This is a genomic window from Variovorax boronicumulans, from assembly GCF_009811375.1.
Classification (GTDB): Bacteria; Pseudomonadota; Gammaproteobacteria; order Burkholderiales; family Burkholderiaceae_C; genus Variovorax; species Variovorax boronicumulans.
The window spans coordinates 2617217-2636974 of the sequence record NZ_BKDH01000001.1; the positions used below are offsets into that span (position 1 = coordinate 2617217).

22 protein-coding genes are annotated in these 19758 nt (G+C 69.8%); 9 read left to right on the forward strand and 13 right to left on the reverse strand.

From position 1 onward, the window contains the following. Positions 1-74: 74 nt before the first annotated feature. The 4 genes from VHAB30_RS12000 to VHAB30_RS12015 are packed head-to-tail and all read left to right on the forward strand — an operon-like array spanning position 75 to position 3536. Positions 75-755, forward strand: coding sequence for a response regulator transcription factor (locus VHAB30_RS12000; protein WP_062481159.1), 681 nt, complete (start codon positions 75-77; stop codon positions 753-755). Positions 756-775: 20 nt separating this feature from the next. Beyond that, complete coding sequence (locus VHAB30_RS12005; protein WP_172438295.1) at positions 776-2194, forward strand: sensor histidine kinase; 1419 nt, start codon at positions 776-778, stop codon at positions 2192-2194. A gap of 19 nt (positions 2195-2213) precedes the next feature. After that, on the forward strand, positions 2214-2681 hold the full coding sequence (locus VHAB30_RS12010; RefSeq protein WP_062481157.1) for an RNA-binding S4 domain-containing protein: 468 nt from the start codon (positions 2214-2216) through the stop codon (positions 2679-2681). A 48-nt stretch (positions 2682-2729) separates the two neighbouring features. Further along, entirely contained in the window at positions 2730-3536 is an 807-nt protein-coding gene (locus VHAB30_RS12015) for a PPK2 family polyphosphate kinase (protein WP_159277166.1), read from the forward strand. Positions 3537-3552: 16 nt separating this feature from the next. Here the strand turns inward: VHAB30_RS12015 and VHAB30_RS12020 are convergent, their stop codons facing one another. Next, positions 3553-4233 (reverse strand): hypothetical protein, encoded by a 681-nt coding sequence (locus tag VHAB30_RS12020; protein WP_159277167.1) that lies wholly within the window; start codon positions 4231-4233, stop codon positions 3553-3555. Between the two features lie 173 nt (positions 4234-4406). Between VHAB30_RS12020 and VHAB30_RS12025 the strand changes: the two genes are divergently transcribed. Beyond that, positions 4407-4772 (forward strand): c-type cytochrome, encoded by a 366-nt coding sequence (locus VHAB30_RS12025; RefSeq protein ID WP_235926596.1) that lies wholly within the window; start codon positions 4407-4409, stop codon positions 4770-4772. 8 nt (positions 4773-4780) lie between these two features. Here VHAB30_RS12025 and VHAB30_RS12030 read toward each other — a convergent pair whose 3' ends face one another. Next, positions 4781-5434 carry a winged helix-turn-helix transcriptional regulator gene (locus tag VHAB30_RS12030; protein ID WP_216850709.1) on the reverse strand — a complete coding sequence of 218 codons (654 nt, stop codon included), beginning with the start codon at positions 5432-5434 and terminating at the stop codon, positions 4781-4783. A gap of 426 nt (positions 5435-5860) precedes the next feature. Next, on the reverse strand, positions 5861-6886 hold the full coding sequence (locus VHAB30_RS12035) for an AraC family transcriptional regulator (protein ID WP_159277168.1): 1026 nt from the start codon (positions 6884-6886) through the stop codon (positions 5861-5863). 382 nt (positions 6887-7268) lie between these two features. On the opposite strand from VHAB30_RS12035, the gene VHAB30_RS12040 reads away from it, so the two are divergent. The 3 genes from VHAB30_RS12040 to VHAB30_RS12050 all read left to right on the forward strand — a co-directional run bounded on the left by VHAB30_RS12040 (position 7269) and on the right by VHAB30_RS12050 (position 9572). After that, positions 7269-7922 carry a hypothetical protein gene (locus VHAB30_RS12040; RefSeq protein ID WP_235926604.1) on the forward strand — a complete coding sequence of 218 codons (654 nt, stop codon included), beginning with the start codon at positions 7269-7271 and terminating at the stop codon, positions 7920-7922. Positions 7923-8080: 158 nt separating this feature from the next. Next, positions 8081-8791, forward strand: coding sequence for a Crp/Fnr family transcriptional regulator (locus VHAB30_RS12045; protein ID WP_095745057.1), 711 nt, complete (start codon positions 8081-8083; stop codon positions 8789-8791). A gap of 46 nt (positions 8792-8837) precedes the next feature. Further along, entirely contained in the window at positions 8838-9572 is a 735-nt protein-coding gene (locus VHAB30_RS12050; protein ID WP_235926606.1) for an AP2 domain-containing protein, read from the forward strand. Between the two features lie 91 nt (positions 9573-9663). On the opposite strand, the gene VHAB30_RS12055 is transcribed toward VHAB30_RS12050, so the two are convergent. The 9 genes from VHAB30_RS12055 to VHAB30_RS12095 form a co-directional block, all read right to left on the reverse strand. Continuing rightward, positions 9664-9927: a hypothetical protein gene (locus tag VHAB30_RS12055; protein WP_216850710.1), complete on the reverse strand. Its 264-nt coding sequence runs from the start codon at positions 9925-9927 to the stop codon at positions 9664-9666. A gap of 87 nt (positions 9928-10014) precedes the next feature. After that, entirely contained in the window at positions 10015-10626 is a 612-nt protein-coding gene (locus VHAB30_RS12060; protein WP_159277169.1) for an alkylhydroperoxidase domain protein, read from the reverse strand. Positions 10627-10633: 7 nt separating this feature from the next. Continuing rightward, positions 10634-11257: a CMD domain protein gene (locus VHAB30_RS12065; protein WP_159277170.1), complete on the reverse strand. Its 624-nt coding sequence runs from the start codon at positions 11255-11257 to the stop codon at positions 10634-10636. Positions 11258-11271: 14 nt separating this feature from the next. Beyond that, on the reverse strand, positions 11272-12342 hold the full coding sequence (locus VHAB30_RS12070) for a putative FMN-dependent luciferase-like monooxygenase (RefSeq protein ID WP_159277171.1): 1071 nt from the start codon (positions 12340-12342) through the stop codon (positions 11272-11274). Between the two features lie 104 nt (positions 12343-12446). Next, positions 12447-13016: a hypothetical protein gene (locus VHAB30_RS12075; RefSeq protein ID WP_159277172.1), complete on the reverse strand. Its 570-nt coding sequence runs from the start codon at positions 13014-13016 to the stop codon at positions 12447-12449. Positions 13017-13053: 37 nt separating this feature from the next. After that, on the reverse strand, positions 13054-13812 hold the full coding sequence (locus VHAB30_RS12080; RefSeq protein ID WP_159277173.1) for a DUF899 domain-containing protein: 759 nt from the start codon (positions 13810-13812) through the stop codon (positions 13054-13056). Positions 13813-13838: 26 nt separating this feature from the next. After that, positions 13839-14531, reverse strand: coding sequence for a Vgb family protein (locus tag VHAB30_RS12085; protein ID WP_070060429.1), 693 nt, complete (start codon positions 14529-14531; stop codon positions 13839-13841). A gap of 48 nt (positions 14532-14579) precedes the next feature. After that, a complete protein-coding gene (locus tag VHAB30_RS12090) occupies positions 14580-15800 on the reverse strand; it encodes a helix-turn-helix domain-containing protein (RefSeq protein ID WP_159277174.1) in 1221 nt (406 codons plus the stop codon). Between the two features lie 61 nt (positions 15801-15861). After that, a complete protein-coding gene (locus VHAB30_RS12095; RefSeq protein WP_159277175.1) occupies positions 15862-16857 on the reverse strand; it encodes a Bug family tripartite tricarboxylate transporter substrate binding protein in 996 nt (331 codons plus the stop codon). 104 nt (positions 16858-16961) lie between these two features. Between VHAB30_RS12095 and VHAB30_RS12100 the strand changes: the two genes are divergently transcribed. After that, a complete protein-coding gene (locus tag VHAB30_RS12100) occupies positions 16962-17891 on the forward strand; it encodes a LysR family transcriptional regulator (protein WP_095947825.1) in 930 nt (309 codons plus the stop codon). A gap of 18 nt (positions 17892-17909) precedes the next feature. On the opposite strand, the gene VHAB30_RS12105 is transcribed toward VHAB30_RS12100, so the two are convergent. Beyond that, positions 17910-19757, reverse strand: a complete 1848-nt coding sequence (locus tag VHAB30_RS12105; protein WP_159277176.1) for a sensor histidine kinase — start codon at positions 19755-19757, stop codon at positions 17910-17912. Position 19758 lies beyond the last annotated feature (1 nt).

Genomic DNA, 19758 nt, shown 5'->3' on the forward strand with positions numbered 1-19758 from the left:
ATCATGCGCCGCCCCGCTGTCAGTTGGCTGTCCACCAGACTGGGGAAAACACCGAAGTACCGACCCCTGCCCGTATGAAGCTGCTGCTCGTCGAAGACGACCCCTCGATGCAAATCACCCTGCAGCGCACCCTCGGGCGACGCCGCATCGACGTGCGCATCTGCGGCGACGGCGCGCAGGCGATCGCGCAGTGGCGCGCCGTCGAGCCCGACGTGGTGGCGCTCGACCTGAGCCTGCCGCACGTCGACGGCCTGCAGGTGCTGGCCCAGGCGCGCGCCGAGGGCCTGCGCACGCCGGTGCTGCTGCTGACCGCGCGCGGCACGGTGGGCGATCGCATCATGGGCCTGAACGCCGGCGCGGACGACTACCTGCCCAAGCCCTTCGACCTGGACGAGCTCGAGGCCCGCATCCGCGCGCTGCGCCGGCGCAGCCTGAGCGCGGGGCCCGACCCGACGCTGAACCCGCTGGAGGTCGGCAGCCTGCGCTTCGAGCCCGACAACGGCGCCGTCTATCACCGCTCGGAACTGCTCGAGCTCACGCCGCGCGAGCTCGCGCTGCTCAAGGCGCTGATGATGAAACCCGGCCACGCGGTCACCAAGGAGCGCCTGTTCGAGCTGGTGTTCCCGGGCGAATCCGAGGTGCAGTACGAGGCCATCGAGGTGGTCGTGTACCGCCTGCGCAAGAAACTGGTGGGCACCGGCACCGTGCTGATGACGATGCGCGGCCTGGGCTATCTCTTGCGGGCCGAGACTTGAGGGCGGCCCTGCGGCGCACGATGTCGTCCCTGCGCGCGCGGCTCCTGCTCGGCATCCTGGTGCCGGTGGCGGTGTTCGTCGTGATCAACAGCGTGAGCCTGTACCGCCAGAGCCTGGCGGCCGCCACCACCGCCTACGACCGCACGCTGCTGGCCTCGGCCAAGACCATCGGCGAGCAGCTCGACGTGGAAGGCTACGACGACATGGCGCGGCTGCGCGCGATCGTGCCCTACTCCGCGCTCGAGGCCTTCGAGGCCGACAACCGCAGCCGGCTGTTCTACCGCGTCTCGGCGCTCGACGGCGAGATGGTCTCGGGTTTCGCCGAGCTGCCCTTCTGGCGCGGGCGCATCCCCGACCGCGGGGCGTACGCGGCGCTGGTCGATTTCTACGACGCCGAGTTCCGCGGCCAGCCGGTGCGCGTCGCCGTGATGCTGCAGCCGGTGGCCAGCGCGCGCGGCCGCGGCATGGCCGTGGTGCAGGTCGCCGAAACATTGGAGTTGCGCGAGACGCTGGTGCGCAAGCTGCTGCTCGACATGCTCTGGCGCCAGCTGCTGCTGATGGGCGTGATCGCGCTGGTCACCGTGGTCGTGGTGCAGCGCGCCACGCGGCCGGTGCGCGAGCTCGGCGAAGCCATCGAGCGGCGCCCCGAAGACGACCTCTCGCCCATCGACGCGCCCGGCGCCCCGGCCGAGTTGCGCCCGCTGATCGACGCCACCACCGAGGTCATGGGCCGGCTGCAGCGCCTGCTCGACCACCAGAAGCGCTTCGTGCGCGACAGCGCCCACCAGCTGCGCACGCCGCTGGCGGTGCTGAAGGCGCAGGTGCAGTCGGCGCGCCGCGGAGACGTCGCACCCGAGCAGGCACTGGTCGAGATCAGCCAGACCGTCGAGCGCGCCACCACGCTGGCCAACCAGATGCTGTCGCTGGCCAAGGTGGAGCAGCTGCGCCAGCAGCCCGAGTCGGCGCTGCTCGACCTGGGCGACGTGGTGCGCCACATCGCGCTCGACCTGTCGCCGCTGGTGGCCGACAAGGCGCTCGATTTCGAGCTGGCCGCCGACGACGCCGTGACCGTGCGCGCGCACCAGTGGATGCTGCAGGAGCTCACGCGCAACCTGCTGCACAACGCCATCAAGCACAGCCCCGCGGGCGCGCCGCTCTCGGTGCGCGTGCAGGCCGAGGGCGACGAGGCCGTGCTCACCGTGCGCGACGACGGCCCGGGCATTTCCGCCGAGCTGCGCCAGCGCCTGTTCGCGCCCTTCTCGGCGGGCAACACCGCGAGCGGCTCGGGCCTGGGGCTGGCGATCTGCCGCGAGATCGTTCTGGCCCTGGGCGGGCGCATCAGCCTCGACAACCGCACGGTACCCAACCCCGGCGGCACCGACCGCGTGACCGGGCTCGACGCCGTGGTGCGGCTGCCGCTGTCGCGCCACAATGGCTGACCTTTCTTTTCCGACCTTCATGGACCGTCTGCGCATCGACAAGTGGCTCTGGGCCGCCCGCTTCTTCAAGACCCGCTCGCTGGCCGCGGACGAAATCGGCAAGAACCGCATCCAGGTGAACGGCGAGGTCGCCAAGGCCTCGCGCGAGGTCAAGGCCGGCGACACCGTCGCCATGCGCCTGGGCCCGCTCACGCGGACCGTGACCGTGCGCGGCCTCAGCGGCCAGCGCGGCCCGGCGCCCGTGGCCCAGCAGCTGTACGAGGAAACGCCCGAGAGCCTGGCGGCGCAGGCCGCCTTCCGCGAGCAGCGGCGCATGGGCAGCGAGCCGGCCCTGGCCATCGAGCAGGGCCGCCCGACCAAGCGCGACCGGCGCGAGATCGACGGCGTGCGCCACCAGGCCGAGTGGGACAACCGCTGGAGCGCGTCGATCGACGAAAGCAACGGCGACGACGACCACCCGCCGCCGCGCGGTCGCCCGCAACGCTGATTCGCGTACCCTGCGGGCTTCGTTTCTTTTTTGACGGAGCGCCCGCAGATGTCCAAGTTCAAGAAGTACCGCGTCGGCAGCAAGTTCAAACTCTCGCGCATCGACCCCGACGATTCGCCCTTTCTCACGGGCGACGAGTCGGCCCAGCGCGCCGAGCTCGACACCCTGGCCGTCGAGCTCGACGAACTGCAGGACGTGCTGCATGCCGAAGGCCGGCGCAAGGTGCTGCTGGTGCTGCAGGGCATGGACACCAGCGGCAAGGACGGCACGGTGCGCTGGGTGTTCTCGCGCACCTCGCCACTGGGCGTGCGGGTGACGGCCTTCAAGGCGCCGAGCGAAGACGAACGCGCGCACGACTACCTCTGGCGCTGCCACGCCGCCGTGCCGCGCACCGGCGAGATCATGGTGTGGAACCGCAGCCACTACGAGGACGTGCTGGTGCCTGTGGTCGAAGGCTGGATCGACGGCGACGAGGCCCGCCGCCGCTATGCGCAGATCAACGACTTCGAGCGGCTGCTCACCGAGACCGGCACGGTGGTGGTCAAGTGCATGCTGCACATCGACAAGGACGAGCAGCGCGAGCGGCTGCAGGCCCGCATCGACACGCCCGGCAAGCAATGGAAGTTCAGCATGGGCGACCTCGAGGTGCGCACCAAGTGGGCCGACTACCAGAAGGCCTATCAGAACGCGCTGGCCGCCACCTCGAGCGAGCACGCGCCGTGGCACGTGATCCCGGCCAACAGCAAGCGGCACCGCAACATGATGATCGCGCAGCTGCTCGTGAAGACGCTGCGCGACATGAAGCTCAAGCCCCCGCCGCCCGACCCGGCGCTCAAGGGCATGGTCGTGAAGTGAGCCGGGAAGGTCCGGCTCAGGAGCGGCGCACGGGCGCCGTGGGGCGCATCGGCGTTTGCGCCAGCACGCGGCAGTTGCCGAACTCGCAGCGCACGGCCCAGGCCACGCCGGTGGTGCACGGCACGCTGTAGCTCTCGTAGCCCGGGCCCTTGGCCGTCAGCTCGGCGCGCGGCTGCACGTTGCAGCGGCCGGCCTTGGCCAGGCGCTCGACGTTGTAGGTGTCGATGCCCGTGCGGCGCGGCTTGAGCGCGAGCACGGGGTTGAAAGTGTTGCCGTAGAACGTGTCCTGCACGTTCGGGTCGAGGTTGCGGTAGCCGCGCTTGGCCATGCAATGGACGATGGCGATCTGCTGGTGCTCGGCGATCAGCGCGCTGCTGGGGCGGGTCTTCCAGTCGATGACGGCGGCGCTGATGCCGGTGTACGAGGCCGCGGCGACGATGCCCTGGCCGTGCACCGTGATCAGGCCCAGGCCGAGTGCGGCCCACATGGCGTCGCCCGATTCGCTGCGCGCGGTGATGCGGGTGGCGGCGGTGCGGCAGTCGGCCACGTCGCTGTCGTAGCGCACCTTGTCCACGCCTTCCATGGCCACCATCGGCACGTACGACATGCCGGTGCCCTGGCCGGGCCCGGGCGGCGGTGCGCTGGCGCATCCGGCCAGAACCACGGTGGCCAATGCAATGCTGAGCGGCAGCTTCATGGGAATCCCTCGTCCTCTTCGCGGTAGTTGCGAGGGATTTAACCATACATATAGTTACTCTTGAATCGACTTGTCGCGAATGAGAGACGACCTCCAGACGAGGCATTCGGGCGGCGATCCGGGGTCTGCGACAGGGCAAGGTACAGTTTTCACCCCTCCCCGGTTTCCCCTCCATGCCCTGTATTCCCCGGCTTTCCGCTCCCCACTTTCTCTCGATTGCACTCGCCGCCGCATCCTTCGGTGCCGCAGCCCAGCAGCCGCAACTTTCCGCTGTCGACCTGGCCCGCAAGAACGCCTGCATGGCCTGCCATGGCCTGGTGCACAAGCAGGTCGGGCCGGGCTTCGCGCAGATCGCCGAGCGCTACCGCAACGATGCGGCCGCGCCGGCGCGCCTGGCCGACAAGATCCGCAACGGCAGTGTCGGCACCTGGGGCCGCGTGATCATGCCGCGCCAGTCGCTGGTGTCGGAGGCCGATGCGCAGGTGCTCGCGCGCTGGGTGCTGGCGCAGCCGCAACAGCAGCAGCCACCCGCGCGCTGAATCGCCGCTCAGGTCGACAGCTGCGACGGCGCGGCCGACGCCACCCGGAAATCCGCCGGGAACGTCCAGGTGCCGGGCGCCTCGCGCTTGCCCAGCTGGCTCAATTGATAGCCCATGCCCCACACCGCGTGCAGCGACAGGCCGTGCGGCTGGTCGACATACAACCCGAGCTTGCGGCGCAGCTTCGACACGTTGGCGTCCAGCGTGCGCGAGCCGGCGGCCACGCCGCTTTGCCAGCCGATCATTTCCAGGTGCTCCCGGTCCAGCGGCCGGTTCATGTGGCGGAAGAATTCGGCCGCGAGGTCGAATTCGATCGGCGTCAGGCGAATCTCGGTGCCGGCCACATCGACCATGTCGAACGGCGACAACAGGCTGAATTCCTGCCAGTCGAGGCTGCGCGGCACCACCGGCCGGTTGCGCTGGCGCAGGAAGAATTCGAGCATGAAGTACATCTCCTCGAAGGTCGACGGCTCCGGCAGCACGGCGTCGTCGGGGCCGGCGTGCAACAGCGACAACCCGCGGATCTGGCGCTTGCGCGCGCTCATGATCAATGGCGTGTGATAGCGCAGCGTTTCACGCACCTGGCCCACGAGTTTTTGTACGTCGTCGGGTGCCGAGGGAATTGAAAGCAGCAGCGCCTCGAAATTACCGCCGGGTGCCACCTGCGAAATCAATTCGTCGACATGCGCAAATGCGACGGGCGTATAACCCAGCATCTTGACGGCACGACTGGCGTGCCACCGCGTTCGGGGAGAGGGGTCCAACACTGCAATGTGCGGGGAGTTTTGCTCAAACATTGAAAATTACCTTGCACACCGTGGCGTCACAAACTTCTATTTTTGCCCCGTTGGCGGGGAAATCGACTTTCATCATTCAACCCTTCAGGAATAAATTGCTCTGAATTGTTGAAGGCAGACGCATTTTTTTACGAATGCATTTCCAGCCGGCGCAATTCCTTGGGAAGTGAATCTATTCCCAAATAAAGTTCACAGGTATGAATGAAGAGAACAGAAATATGAGGATCGGGCACGGCGGCCACGCCATGCACCCATCCACCGGCCAGGGCGGCCGGGCCGGCGGCGCGCCGGTCAGCTGAGGAGCAGCGTGCCGTCTGCCGCGGCCTGCCCCTGCTGCAGGGCGAAGGTGCGCGGCGTGCAGCCGTACTTCTTGCGGAAGACGAGGCCGAAGTAGGCCGGGTCTGCAAAGCCGCAGTCGTAGGCGACCTGGGCGACGAACCTGCGCGCGCCCTCGGGGCTGCGCAGCATGCGGGCCGCGGCCTCGAGCCGGTCGTTCTGCAGGGTTTCGAGAAAGGTCATGCCGCGGCCGGCCTTGGCGAACACCTTGTGCACGTAGCGCACCGACACGTTGAAGCTGGCGGCCAGCTTCTGCGCGTCGATCTCGGTGTCGGCGTGGTGCTCGCGAATCCAGGCCCGCATGCGGGCGTGCAGGTCGCCGTCGCGCGGCGACACGCGCTCGCCCAGCGCACCCGGCTGCGCCCTCAGCCCGTTCTGCTCCAGCGAGAACGACAGCATCGACATCAGGTGCTCACCGAGCAGCTGGCGCTGCGCGGGGCTCTGGATGCTGCACAGGTGCTCGACGTCCAGCGCCCGCAGGTAGCCCGACAGCATCCCGGCCCAGCCCTTGGCGCCGGCCAGCCGCAGGTCGGTGGACTGGTCCGCATGCGGCAGCCAGCGGTTCACCACCGCTTCCGACAGGCCCAGCGTCCATGAGTTGGTGGCCTCCGTCGAGCGCAGGCGCAGCGGCTGCCAGGAATCGATCAGGACCATGTCGCCCGCAGCCAGTTCGATGCGCTGGCGCTGCTCGCTGATGGCCAGGCCGCCGTCGAGCTTGATCAGCAGGTGATAGGGATAGACCTCGGCGCCCATGAGCTGGCTCGGGCCCGTGCGCTCGATGGTCGCGCCGCTGCCGTGCACCCGCATGAAGGCCATCCCGGCCGTGTCGACGATGGTGAGTTCCTGCTGGAAGTGGCTGCGCTCGGGGCTGTCCAGCCGCCCCACGTGCGGGCCGATCTCGTCGGCCCAGAAGGCGAACCCGTCTTTGCGCGACACCATGCCGGTGTGAAAGCGCTGGATGCGACTGTCGGTGTCGGACATGCGGCACGCCCCTCTTCCTCCATGCAGCCGGCGCCACGCCAGAAGCCGCGGGTCACGAACGGGAACTCCCGATTTTTTCCTGACAGGTCCGCGTGGACCTCGGATAATTTTTACAAACGATAACAGAGATAACAGCCCGGGTGTTCGGGGGGATGACGCACCGCGCCCACCGGCGCAAGCCACGGTTCCACGCCTTGCCGATCGCCGGTCGGCATGTCGGTCGGGCCCGCTTCGCCCTTCGGCCGGCGCTCGCGGCGGGCAATTGCATCCGGATGTGACTCGCGACACATCCGCGCCGCGAAAGCGAATGTCAAAGAAGGGCGCGATTCGTAGCATTCCTTCGGATCGAACGTCAACCGGAACTCTCTCTACTGGGGATGAAATGGCTGCCTTGTTTTTCACGGAACTCGAACCTTTCGGCACGCGATGGCGCGCAGCGCTGGCGTCCTGCCTGCCAGCGCTGCGCCGCGATGCCGAAGTGGTGCGGCCTGCTTCCCCCCCGCCGCCGGCGGACCGGGTGTGTGCGCTGGTCTTCATCGCCAACCTGGCGCAACTGGCCGACACCGACGGCCCGGAGGTGGCGGCGGGCGTGAGCCGCGAGATCCGGCGCCGGCTCTTCGCGGCCTTCCCGCCGTCGGGCGACACCGACCTGAGCTGCCTGCGCGACGACTGCTTTCTGCTGCGAACCCGCCACGCGCGGCTGGACGACCTGCTGGCCGCGCTCGGGCGCGAGCCGATCCTCGTGAAGGGCATCGCCGCGCAGCCGCAGCTGCATGCCGACTGGATCGCCCTGCGCGACAGCGGTCCGATGAGCCCGGCCGAGATCGAACTGGCGCTGTGGGCCGCACAACCGCATCCCGCGCCCACGGCCAGGGTGCGGCCTGCGAGCGACGTCGTGGTGGACGACATCGAGCACGTGTACGACCTGCGCATTGCGCGGCAGGGAGATGCCCTGTGGCTGCGCGAGCGCTGTCTGCGAGGTGCCGAGGAACGGGCCCGGATCGACACGCTGTTCGCGCAGCTCCAGCCCGGCTGAGATGGCCTTGCCGCCTTCAGCCCATCGCAGCCCGGCCCGGCGAAGGGGCGCCCGATGGCGAGTCGCCCCGGGGGCGCCGCACCGTCCTGTTCCTTGACCGCCGCCCGTGGATTCGCCCATGAGAACGAACCGCCGATGGTCTCGCAACCCCCTTGGCCATGTATCTCCATCCCCTGATCGCCAGCGTGCCGCCCGACGAGCGCGCCGCCTTGATTCGCAGCAGCGCGCTGCATTCCTACCGGCGCAACGAGATCGTGCTGCAGGCGGACACGCACACCGACCGCATCTACTGCGTGGCCACGGGCCTGCTGCGCGCGGTCGACAGGGACGTGACGACCGATTTCATCCGCCGGGGCGATTTCTTCCTCGGCCCCTCGCTGGGCGAGAACAGCTACCAGGCCACCTCGACGCTGGTGGCCGCCCTGCCCTCGTCGGTCTACCACCTGCCGGTGGCCGCGGTGCGCCGGCTGTGCGCGCTGTACCCCGAGGTGACCATGGGCCTGCTGGAGATCGCGATGAAGCGCGTCGCCATGGTGCGCGGGCAGCTGCGCCGCATCTCGTCGCTGTCGTCCGAAAGCCTGGTGAGCCGCGTGCTGCACGAGCTGACGCAGCTGGCGCCGGCCGCCACAGGCGGCTACGACAAGCGCATCACGCAGGCGGTGATCGCGTCGTACTCGGGGCTCTCGCGCGAGGTCGTCAACAAGACCATGCGCGACATGGAAAGCCGCGGGCTGGTGCGCCGCGACGACCAGGGCGTGCACGTGCCGCCGACCTTCGCCTCGACCGATTTCGGCAGCCTGCCGCCGGACGCCCACGAGCTCTCCGACGAGCTCTGTGCCTGGAACGGCGACAGCCCCGAAGCGCCATGACACGCCGCCTTCATCGGCCCTGACTGCAACAAGGACAGCACCGACGATGCCCAAAGGAATTCCGAACCCCGTCGACATGTATGGCATTTCGCCCCGCCCCTGGGGCTTCGAGGTGTCGCTCGTGCGAAACGGCGTGCGCTACGCGCGCCTCTTCGGCCACGCCAGCTACGGCGGCCCCCAGCAGGCGCTGCGATGCGCCCAGGCCTGGCGCGACACCATCGTGAAGGAGCATCCGCCGGTCGCGCGCAAGGACCGCGCGCAGACCCTGCGCAGCAACAACAAGACGGGCGAGCCCGGCGTCTTCAGCCGCCTGTCCGCGCAAGGCAAGCCGGTGGCCTGGCTGGCCAAGACCTACCTCGGGAACGAGGAAATCCTGCGCGCCGAATTCGACCTCGCCGACTGGGGCCCCGCGGCCCGCGCGCATGCCATCGGCGAGCGGCAACGCCAACTCGGCCGCATGGTCGGCCTCGCGCGGCTGCACCCCGCCGAAGAAGCCATCCGCCGGCGCCCGCCGCCCGACGACGAAGCGGCGCTGCCGCCCAAGCGCTCGAAGTCGGAGATCGTGCGACGCAACAACACGAGCGGCGTCAGCGGCGTGCAATTCAAGACGCCGCGCGCGGGCCATCCGGGGTACTGGGTGGCGATCACCTACACGGCGGGCAAGGGCAGTGTGAGCAAGTCGTTCTCGGTGCGCACGCTCGGCCATGACGTGGCCCGCGACATGGCCATCGCCGAACGCCAGCAGCAGTTGCAGGCGAAGACGTCGGACGACGACGCCTGAGCGCCAGCAGCGTCCTGGCGAGGATTTGCAACGCCGCCCTGGCGTGAAAAGCGCGATTTCATGCCCAGTTATTTGCGGGACACCACACCAGCTAACGCTGGTTCTGTTGCTCGCTCCTGTGCGCGATGACCGCGTCGCGCACCGCGCGCTTCGGCGCCAGTTGCGGCTTGCCGCAACTGCTGCAGCGATAGAAGCGCAGGCCGGGCAGGAACTTCATCCACGACCGCCGGTGGATGCGCTCCAGCCCGGCCAGTCCGCATCGGCAGCGGACGAAAGGATTGCCGAAGGCCGGGCCGGGCGCGCGGCCGTGGCGTGTCGTTGCGTACCCAGGAGCGTCGGTGTGCATGCGGGTCATCGTGCCGACCCACGGACACGCCGCACGCCCGACTGTGATCCCGCTCACTTGCCGCCGCAACAAATCTGCGCGCGGCCCCGCGCGGGTCTACGTGGCAGCAGGCGCCTGCGGTTCGCCCAGCGAGAGCATCAACCGGTTGGCCCAGTTGAAGAAGGCCGCGCCGTGCACGACGTCGGCAATCGCCAGGTCGTCCAGCCCCTGCGCGCGCAAGGCGTCGACGTGCGCAGGCCCGAAGGTCGACGGTGTGGCCGACAGCGCGACCGACGCCTGCACGATCGCATTCCAGCGCGCGCCCAGCTCAGCTTGCACGCCCTCGTCGAGCAGGCGCTGCACGTCGTCCGTGCGCTGCGAGAAATGCGAGGCGAAGCGCGCGTGCACCGAGGCGCAGTAGATGCAGCCGTTGAAGCGCGAAGCCGCGGCGGCCGAGAGCTCGCGCTCGGCGCGCGGCAGGCCGGCCTCGGGGTTGTAGAAGATGTCCTTGTCGGTGCGCGTGCGCGCGCCGAGGATGTCGGGGTCGCGCGCCAGCAGGCGGAAGTACGGTGACTTGGCGCGCGACGCATCGACGAGGCCCGCGTAGTGGCGCTCGGTCAGTTCGTCCTCCGGCAGCGGCTCAAGCCAGGGCAGCCATTCGAGCTGCGCCTGCGTGAAGCTGCGCGGGTGCGTGTTGCCGGGATGGGTCAGGGTCGATTCGGTGCTCATGGGGCGCTCATGCAGAAGGAGTGGCCAGCGCGCGCAGGCCGATGACGACGCGGATCTGGAACGCAAGGAACGCCACCAGTTGCGACAAGGTGACGATCTCCGTGGTGCGCCATCCCGCGTCGAGCAGCGCCTGCAGCGCGGCCGGGCTGGCGTCGCGCGGATGAAAGACCAGCAGGTGCGCATGCGCGAGGCCGGCCGACAGCCGCTCGCCGAGCACCGCGCGCTGCGCCGCATCGACGGCGTAGACCGGGCCGTCCGCGTCTTCCACGCTCAGCGGACCTTCCGGATAACGGCCATACGGCCCTTGGGCAGCACCGCGTGCGACCTCCGCCTCGATGGCCTGCGCCACGCCCTGCCCCGCCAAGGCCTCGGCATAAAAGCGCGCCACGTCGGGCTGCTTGTGCAATCCAGCGACGAAGGCCGCTATGGCGAAACGATCCGCGATCTCGAAGTGACCGGCCACGGGTTCAACCGGCGCGAACAGCGCGAGATAACTCTGCTGTGCCTGCGTGCGCGCCTGCTCGCGCTGCGCACGCAGTCGATCGAGCGCGCTGCCGGGCGCAATGCCCACCAGCTGGTCGATCACGTCAACAGCTTCGGGAACGGGAAAAGAAGAAACAACGGCATTCATAGAAGAAAAACAGCCTAGAGAAGCGCAAGCGATTGAAGGTCCGGCACGCCCGTGTCGCGCGCCCAGCCCAGGGCCGGTGCGACGACCGTGGCGGTCAGTTCGATGGAACGCAGGATGGCCGCGTGCGGCGGATCGACCGAATGCACCTGGCACACGAGGTCGGTCACGCGCGCGAGCGTGCGGTCGGCGCGCAGCGAGGCGATCACGTCGTCGGGCGCGCCGACATGCACGTCGTACGCGGCGATCAGCTGGTCGAGCGGCGCATCGGTGCGGACGCGGTCGGCCAGGCCGATCTGCCCCGTGGCGGCGGCCTGCACCACCGCGCGGCGCAGCCCGGTCTCGGCCAGGCGCAGCGCCTCCTTGCGGGTGTCCGCCACGAACACGCTGCGCGAGCCCACGATGCGCGGCGTGCGCCCCGGCGGCAGCGCGGCCAGGTAGGCGTCGATGATCGGGTCCTGCAGGTCGGCCAGCGATGCATCGGGCGCCGGCGCGGTACGCGGCTGCGTGCGCGAAAGCATCAGCCCGTCGCCAGCCGTGCCAGCGCGCGTGCCGCCGCTCACCGAGAACGTGGCCTGCCAGAGCCGGCCGAGCAGTTGCGCGCCCGCCGGGTACAGCGTGTCGCCGCCGGGCAGCGGCCGGCCGGCCCAGGCGTCGCGCACCGTGGCGAGCTGCCGTTCGAACAGCGCCGCGCGGTCGTCGCTGTCCAGCCCGAAGGCGGCGAAGGACGCCGGCGTGCCGCCCGTGCCGACGCCCACTTCGAGCCGGCCGCCCGAGAGCAGGTCCAGCACGATCGCGTCTTCGGCCGTGCGCACCGCGTTCTCCAGCGGCAGCGTGACGATGCCCGTGCCCAGGCGGATGCGCCGCGTGCGCGAGGCGACGTGGGCGAGGAAGACGAAGGGCGACGGCAAGCCGCCCTCATGCTCATGGAAATGGTGCTGCGCCACCCACGCGGAATCGAAGCCGAAGGCCTCGGCATGGGCGATCTGCGCGGTGACGAGGCGGTAGCGCTCGGCGGCGGGGGCATCGTCGAGCAGCCGACTGAAGAAGCCGAGCCGCTTGCGCGGGGAAATGAAGGTACCGGGCATCCGAAGGCCTGTGGGGTCGAGAGCCTTCGAGTGTTGCGCCGCAGGCCGCTCGAATGGAACGCCGGTTTTCGCGTTTGCTTATGCGCTTTGCGCGCATCGCGCGTTCAGTGCGGCATCGCAGGTGATCGCCGTGTGAAGCGCCGCAGCCAGCCCACGCCCGCCCCGGCGCCGACGGCCATCAGCCCGGTGGTGGCCAGCATCGCCGCCGTGTGGAGCGCGACGGCGGCGAGCGCCGGCACGAGCGAACCACTCATCGCGCCCTTCGCTGCATCGCCCATGCACAGCGGGATCAGCGCCGGCACCAGCATCAGCCCGGCACCGTGCGCGGTGGACATCATGAAAGACCACAGCGCCAGCCCCGCATGCCCCGCCGGCGCACGCGCCATGGCGGGCAGGCGCCCCGACAGGTGAACAAGCGCGACCACCGCGAACAACCCGCCGGCCAGCCACTGCAACAGGCCCCGGTCCATCGACAGGCCGAAGGCGACCGCAATGACCACGAGCGCCACTGAGGCGACGTGCCCGACACCGATCGGCCACAGCGCCCGCAGCGCCTGCGCCCGGTCGTGCGAACGCAGGCCCCAGGCGGCGGCGAACATCCAGCCGGTGGTGGGGTTCAGGCCGTGCAGGACGCCCATTCCCGCTACCGCCAGCCAGGGCCAGAGGCTTGCCATGATGCGGACCGATCGGCACGCCAGGTCGCGCGCTTTCTTAGGACTGCGCGTGGCAGCAACCACCCGCCGCCGCAACAGGCGCGGGCTCGTAGCGGTCGTGGTGACGGATCCAGTCCATCGCGTAGGACGGGTTGTGCTCGTCGCGGCCCTTGGGCACGAGGTCGAGCATGTTGTAGGTGCCCATCATCACTTCCACGCCGCGACCGTAGGTCGAGTAGGTGTGGAACACGTCGCCGGCGTCGTCCTTGAAGAACACGCTGACGCCGGGTGCCTCCTCGCTCGGGAACGGCTGCTTCACGTAGTTGTAGGCAACGGCGCCGCTGGCCATTTCGTCGGGCGTGAAGCTCACGCCGAAGTCGTGGTTGAAGTCGTTGTCGTGCGACGAGACCCAGGCGAACTGCCAGCCCATGCGTCGGCGGAAGGCCTCGATGTGGGCGAGCGGCGCGCGCGAGACGGCCACCAGCGTGACGTCGCGGTGCTCGAGGTGCACGCGCATGCCGTCGGAATGGTCGGCCATGAACGAGCAGCTCTGGCAGCCCTGCTCCCAGTCGGGGCCGAACATGAAGTGCTGCACGAGCAGCTGGCGGCGGCCTTCGAACAGGTCGGCCAGCGGGCGGCGACCTTGAGGGGTGTCGAAGACGTAGGCCTTCTCGACGCGGGTCCACGGCAACGCGCGGCGCTCTTCGGCGATGCGGTCGCGCAGCTGGGTCAGTTCCTTCTCGCGCGCCAGCAGCGACTTGCGCGCGTCGATCCAGCGCTCGGGGGTCACGACGGTGTGATTCACTGGGGTGTTCATGGTGTGCTCCTTGCCGTGTGTCTCGTTCAGGCCGTGGCCGTCTTCGGGCGACGCACCGCACGGACCTTGCTGGCCCGGCCGTCGCCGGCGTAGAAGAGCCCCGCGCCGTCGGACTCCAGGCCGCTCACGCCGACGCCGCTGGGCATTTCCAGCCGCGCGATCACGTCGCCGCTGGCGGGGTCGATGCGGCGGATGTCGCTCTGGTCGCCTTCCCAGGTGCCATGCCAGAGTTCGCCGTCGACCCAGGTCACGCCGGTGACGAAGCGGTTCGATTCGATGGTGCGGCGGATGGCGCCCGTCGCCGGATCGATCTGGTGGATCTTGCGGTCGCGGTACTCGCCCACCCACAGGCTGCCTTCGGCCCAGGTGAGGCCCGAGTCGGAGCCGTTGCCGGGCGCGGGAATCGAGGCCAGCACCTTGCCGGTGGCGGCATCGATCTTGTCGATGCGCGCCTCGACGATCTGATAGAAGCAGGTGCCGTCGAAGGCGGTGCCGGCGTCGCAGGCGACGTCGATGCGGCGCGTGGCTTCGCCGCTCGCGGGGTCGAAGGCGACCAGTTGCCCGCCGGTGGCGGCCCACACCTGGTGGCCGTCGTGCGTCACGCCGTGGATGCGCTCCACGCCTTCGAACGGGCCGTATTCACGCACGATCTGCGCGGCCTGCACGGCGCCTTCGAAACGGTCCTTGCCTGCCTTCTTGCTCTGACTGCTACTGCTCATGGTGGGCTCCTGTAGGTGCGCCACAGGGGGTAGCGCATGAGCCCGACTCTATTCAATCGGCAGCGCGGCGGGGAGTAACAAGATCGTCGTGAATCCCGCCAGCGGCGGGGCCAGCCAGCGGCGCGCCCGCGTCTGCCCGATGGCACGCACGCGCCGTTCCGCCTCGAGTTCGGCCAGCGCGCGCTGCACGGTGCGCTGGCTCGCGCCCAGCGCCAATGCGAGCGCCGAGGTCGACCAGGCCGCGCCGTCGGACAGCAGCGCCACGAGCGAGGCCTGCTCGCCGTCGATGGGCGGTGCCAGCACCACGACCGGACGCGCATCCAGAGGTTGGAGGATGAAGCCCTGCGGCGTGGCCTCGATGCGCGCCATCGGCTTGAGGAGCGCGCGCAGCCGGCCGATCTCGACGCGCAGCCGCGCGCGGTGCGTTTCGTCGGGGTCGCGGGTGCGGAAGGCGTCGGCGATCAGCGCGTCGCGGTCGACATCGCCGGGCCAGGCCGCAGCCAGCGCACGCGCCAACGAGAACAGCACCGGCCGGCGCGCGAGCGAACGCCAGGTGTCGCCGCCCCCGACGCCGCGGCGGCAGGCATCGACGACGAGCGCGTCGGACGCGAGCAGCGCCTCGACCTCATCGAGGCGCAGGGCCTGTTCACCGCCGACCGCGATGCGCCGGGCGGCGGGACGTTCGAGCGCGGCCCGTGCTTCCGCCACCTCGGCCAGCAGTGCCGGCACGCGCGCACGCAGGGCCGCGTCATGCGCGCGGGTGAGCGCTGCCCGTGCTGTGCCTGTGCGCAGCGAACGCAAGGCCAGCTCCGCCGATGCCAGCTCGGCCACCGCCGCCAGCAACGGCGGCAGGCTGTGCCCGTCGAGCAGCGACAGCGCGGCAGCGGCCTCGTCGAGCCGGCCGAGCAGCAGCAACCGGCGCGCCGCGATGAGCCGCGCCTGCAGCGCATTGGCCAGATCGTCGCGCGCCTCGAGCGTGGCGGCCGCCGCGGTCAGCGCGCGCGGCGAGCCGCCCAGGTCGCGCATCGCCAACGCCACCTCGGCCTCGGCGACGACGCAACGTGCACGCGCCAGTTCTTCGTGCGACCCGAAGCCGCTCGCGGCACGCCGCAGCAGCTCGCGCGCACGCGGGTGCTCGCCAAGCTGGGCCATCGCGATGCCGCGCAGCGCGAGCGCCGGCGGGTCGTCGCGCAGGGCCACGCGCTTGAGGGCACCCAGCGCGTCGCCGGCAGCGAGCGCGCGCGCGGAGGCGGCGATGAGGGAATCCATGGGGCGACAGGCTACAACACCGCGGGTGCGCCGCGGCCTGCCTCCTCACGAGGCGGCGTCTTCAGTCCAGCGAGATGCCGCGCTCACGGATCAGCGCGTGCCACTTCTTGGTCTCGGCGAAGGCGTAGGTCTTCATCAGCACGCTGTCGCTCGGCACCGGCTCCCAGCCGCCTTCCTGCAGCCGCTTGCGCACGCCCTCGTTCGCCAGCGCGGCCTGCATCTCCTTCGAAAGGCGCTCCTGGATCGCGGCGGGCGTGCTGGCCGGCACCACCAGCCCCTGCCATGCGTAGGCTTCCGAATCCTTGAAGCCCTGCTCGCCCACCGTGGGCACGGCGGGCAGGATCGGCAGGCGCTTGGCGCTGAACGCCATCAGCGGAATGACCTTCCCCGACTGGATGGCGCTGAGCCCCGACGAGGTGTCCACCACCATCAGCGGCACCTGTCCGCCCATCACGTCCTGCAGCGCGGGCGCGGCACCGCGGTACGGCACGTGCATCGTCGACAGGCCGCTGCGGCTCAGGAACAGCTCCATCGCCAGATGGTGCGGGCTGCCGTTGCCCGGCGAGGCGTACGACAGCGTGCCCGGCTTGCTCTTGAGCTGCTCCATCAGGGCGCCGATGGTCTTGAGATTCGTCGACGGCGCCGCCACCAGGACCAACGGCGTGCGCGCCATCAGGCCGAGCATCGCGAAGTCGCGATCGACGGCATAGGGCAGCTTCTTGTAGAGCGCGGGGTTGTACACGAGCACGCCGTTGTCGGCCGTGAACACGGTGTAGCCGTCGCCCGGCGACCGGGCCGTGACCTCGGCGCCGATGATGGCGCCGGCACCGGCCCGGTTGTCGACGATCACCGGCTGGCCGGCCTGGACCGACATCTGTGCGCCGATGGTGCGGGCCAGGAAGTCGCTGCCACCGCCAGCGGGGTAGCCGACGATCCACTTGATCGGCTTGGACGGAAAGGCCTGTGCCTGCGCTTGCGCGGGAGCCCCCGCGAAAGCAAGCGCGGCGGCCGCGAGCGAAAGAAAGCCGCGGCGCGCAAGGCGATGAGAAACGGGCATGAACGATGTCTCCTGGCAGTGGTTGTTGTGATGGCGCTGCGATTGGATGCGAGCTTCATTCATGGTTCAATCAGATATTTCTTTCCCACTTATCGGATAAACCGATGAATGTCACGTTGCGCCAATTGCGCGCCTTCATCGCGGTGGCCCGCGCCGGCAGCGTGACCGAGGCCGCCCTGCGGCTGCACATCACGCAGTCGGCGCTGAGCGGCCTCATCAAGGACCTGGAGTCGAACCTGGGCGTGCAGATGCTTCACCGCACGACGCGCAAGCTGCAGCTGTCCAGCGCAGGCGAGGTGTTCCTGCCGATGGCCGAGCGCATCCTGCAAGACCTGGGCATGGCGCTCGATGCGGTGTCCGACCTGCGCGAGCTGCGCACCGGCACCGTGCGCATCGCGGTGCCGCAGGTGATGGCGTGCACGGTCATGCCGGAAATCATGGCCGCCTTCGCCCGGAAGTACCCCGGCATCCGCGTGCGCCTGCAGGACTCGATGGTGGAAAGCGTGCTGGGCCGGCTCATCAACGGCGACGTGGACCTGGCCATCGGCCCCGAGCGCGACGCGCCGGCCAACGTGGTGGCGCGCACGCTCTTCACCCTGCCCTTTCTGGCGGTGCTGCCGCCGGGGCATCCGCTGACCAAAAAGCAGCGGGTCGCCTGGAGCGACCTGGTCCGCTACCCCGTGATCTCGCTGCAGGGCGAATACACGCAGCTGCTCAGTGCCGAGCTGTATGCGTCGCCGGGCCGGCTCGAGTTCAGCCCGACGCATGAAGTCGCCTTCCTGACGACGGCCTTGAGCATGGTCGAGCACGGGCTGGGCGTGACCACCTGCCTGCCCTATGCGGGCGTGCTGCTGCAGCGCCAGCAACTCGAATTCCGCCCGCTCGTCACGCCCGTGCTCAGCCGCAAGTTCCAGGTGTGGCTCAACAAGGACCGGGGGCTCTCGCCGTCGGCGCAGGAGTTTCTGGACTTCCTGCTGCAGCACATCGAAGACCACCCGGCGCCCGAGGTGCGCGCGTTCCGCAAGGCGCGCTGAGCACGCGCGCAGCGGACCTCAGCTGCTGCCAGCGCCCATCGCGGGCGCCTGCACCCTCGCCTCCAGCCGCGTGCCCCCATCGCCCGCATCGATCTGCAACGTGCCGCCGATGCGGGCCATGCGCGCCTGCATGCTGCGCAGGCCCAGTCCGCCGATCGATGAGGCGACCGTCACCGCGTCGAAGCCCACGCCGTCGTCCTCGACGCTCAGCAGCACGCCCGCTTCGCCGTCGGCCAGCAGTTGCACGCGCAGGGTGCGCGCACGGCTGTGCTTCACCACATTGGCCAGCGCCTCCTCGAGCAGGCGCGTAAGGCCCAGCACCTGGCGCGCGGACAGCGCGCAGGGCCAGGCCGCGGGCGTCTGCCAGTGGCTGCGCACGCCCATCTCCTCGAACAGGCGTCCGAAGCGGTGGCGCATGGGCGCCAGCCATTGCGTGGGCGTGGCGGCCACCGGGGCCGCGCCGCCGCTGTGGGTGTCGATGATCTGGCGCAGGTCGTCGCGCAGCGACTTGAACATCGACAGGTACTGCGGCCGCTGCAGCGCCTCGCCCGACTGTTCCACCAGCGCGATCGAGCGCACCAGCGAGCTGCCCAGGCCGTCGTGCAGGTCGTGCGCCACGCTCAGGCGCTCGTGCAGCCGCACGTTGTCGAGCTCCAGGCGGTGTTCGCGGCTGAGCGTGTCGGCCAGCTCGGTGCGCGCCCCGCGCACTTCGCGCGCCAGCTCGTCGTTGAAGCTCTCGACACGGCGCAGGCTGCGCGTGAAGCCGCCCGCCAGGATCAGCGACATGCCGATCATGATCAGCGGCGCCGTGACCACGGTGTAGCCGAAGCGGTCGTCGATGACGCGCAGGATCATCAGCGCGTCGTGCACCGCGGCCACCAGGAAGCCGAAGGCGCACAGGGCCAGCAGCAGGTGCTCGGTTTTCTTCGTGTCGAGCGCGCGCAGGATGAACTGCACACACACGGCCATGAAAAGCAGCGAATACGCGATGAACACCGCCAGCGTCGCGACCGACAGCGCGGGCTGCGGCAGCAGCGCGATCGCCGCCACGGCCAGCGCGGCCACGGCCCACAGCGCGCGGCTCAGGCGCGGAAAGCGCTGGCCGCCGAAGTGCCACATGAACATGCAGAAGCAGCTCACATACAGGACCATCCAGGCCGTGATCCAGCGCGACCAGGCGTCGGTGGAGGCGAACGGCCACGGCAAGGTGCTGACCACGGTGTTGCTCGCGAACACCAGCCAGGCGATGGCGCTGAGCGCGTACCAGCCGTAGGCGACCTCTTGCCGGCGCATGAGCCACAGCACGAGGAAGAAGCAGCCCAGCGTGATCGAGATGACGAGGTTGACCGCGGGCAGCACGCGCGCGAACAGGCGGCGTTCGTCGTGGTACGCCACCGCCGCGTCCGCCGGGCCGAGCACCACGCGGCCCAGCCCCGAGCCGTACATGCTGCCGCCCACCACCTGCACCCACAGCGTGTTGGTGCCGGGGTTCAACGCGGCGGCCGGCAGGAAGAAGACGCGCGGCGTGTTCCAGCTGCGGCTCAGCGGCTCGACCAGGCTGGCGTCGCGCCAGAGCAGGTTGTCGTTCAGCGAGAGCGCGCCGGCCATGCTCAGGTAGTCGACGGCCACGCCCAGCTGCGGCGCGTCGTCGCGACCGGCGCAGGGGCGCTGCCAGTCGATGCGGTACCACACGATGCCTTCGAAGCCGGGCCAGCGCGTGGCCCAGTGGTCGGGCAGCGTCACCGGCTGCCAGCCGTCGATGGGCGGCGGTGCTTCAGGCCCCGCGCCGGCGGTGGCGCGCACGGCCCGCACGCTGTCGATGTGCGGTGCGCACGCCTCGGCCGCCCATGCCGTGTGCGCGAACAAC

Bases quoted from the DNA above. Each gene is read 5' to 3' on its own strand.
- VHAB30_RS12075 (WP_159277172.1), bottom strand. From the start codon at position 13,016: ATGGCAAGCCTCTGGCCCTGGCTGGCGGTAGCGGGAATGGGCGTCCTG.
- VHAB30_RS12005 (WP_172438295.1), top strand. From the start codon at position 776: ATGTCGTCCCTGCGCGCGCGGCTCCTGCTCGGCATCCTGGTGCCGGTG.
- VHAB30_RS12010 (WP_062481157.1), top strand. From the start codon at position 2,214: ATGGACCGTCTGCGCATCGACAAGTGGCTCTGGGCCGCCCGCTTCTTC.
- VHAB30_RS12040 (WP_235926604.1), top strand. From the start codon at position 7,269: ATGGCTGCCTTGTTTTTCACGGAACTCGAACCTTTCGGCACGCGATGG.
- VHAB30_RS12015 (WP_159277166.1), top strand. From the start codon at position 2,730: ATGTCCAAGTTCAAGAAGTACCGCGTCGGCAGCAAGTTCAAACTCTCG.
- VHAB30_RS12035 (WP_159277168.1), bottom strand. From the start codon at position 6,886: ATGTCCGACACCGACAGTCGCATCCAGCGCTTTCACACCGGCATGGTG.
- VHAB30_RS12085 (WP_070060429.1), bottom strand. From the start codon at position 14,531: ATGAGCAGTAGCAGTCAGAGCAAGAAGGCAGGCAAGGACCGTTTCGAA.
- VHAB30_RS12080 (WP_159277173.1), bottom strand. From the start codon at position 13,812: ATGAACACCCCAGTGAATCACACCGTCGTGACCCCCGAGCGCTGGATC.
- VHAB30_RS12045 (WP_095745057.1), top strand. From the start codon at position 8,081: ATGTATCTCCATCCCCTGATCGCCAGCGTGCCGCCCGACGAGCGCGCC.
- VHAB30_RS12055 (WP_216850710.1), bottom strand. From the start codon at position 9,927: ATGACCCGCATGCACACCGACGCTCCTGGGTACGCAACGACACGCCAC.
- VHAB30_RS12095 (WP_159277175.1), bottom strand. From the start codon at position 16,857: ATGCCCGTTTCTCATCGCCTTGCGCGCCGCGGCTTTCTTTCGCTCGCG.
- VHAB30_RS12060 (WP_159277169.1), bottom strand. From the start codon at position 10,626: ATGAGCACCGAATCGACCCTGACCCATCCCGGCAACACGCACCCGCGC.
- VHAB30_RS12070 (WP_159277171.1), bottom strand. From the start codon at position 12,342: ATGCCCGGTACCTTCATTTCCCCGCGCAAGCGGCTCGGCTTCTTCAGT.
- VHAB30_RS12050 (WP_235926606.1), top strand. From the start codon at position 8,838: ATGCCCAAAGGAATTCCGAACCCCGTCGACATGTATGGCATTTCGCCC.
- VHAB30_RS12000 (WP_062481159.1), top strand. From the start codon at position 75: ATGAAGCTGCTGCTCGTCGAAGACGACCCCTCGATGCAAATCACCCTG.
- VHAB30_RS12100 (WP_095947825.1), top strand. From the start codon at position 16,962: ATGAATGTCACGTTGCGCCAATTGCGCGCCTTCATCGCGGTGGCCCGC.
- VHAB30_RS12020 (WP_159277167.1), bottom strand. From the start codon at position 4,233: ATGAAGCTGCCGCTCAGCATTGCATTGGCCACCGTGGTTCTGGCCGGA.
- VHAB30_RS12090 (WP_159277174.1), bottom strand. From the start codon at position 15,800: ATGGATTCCCTCATCGCCGCCTCCGCGCGCGCGCTCGCTGCCGGCGAC.
- VHAB30_RS12025 (WP_235926596.1), top strand. From the start codon at position 4,407: ATGCCCTGTATTCCCCGGCTTTCCGCTCCCCACTTTCTCTCGATTGCA.
- VHAB30_RS12065 (WP_159277170.1), bottom strand. From the start codon at position 11,257: ATGAATGCCGTTGTTTCTTCTTTTCCCGTTCCCGAAGCTGTTGACGTG.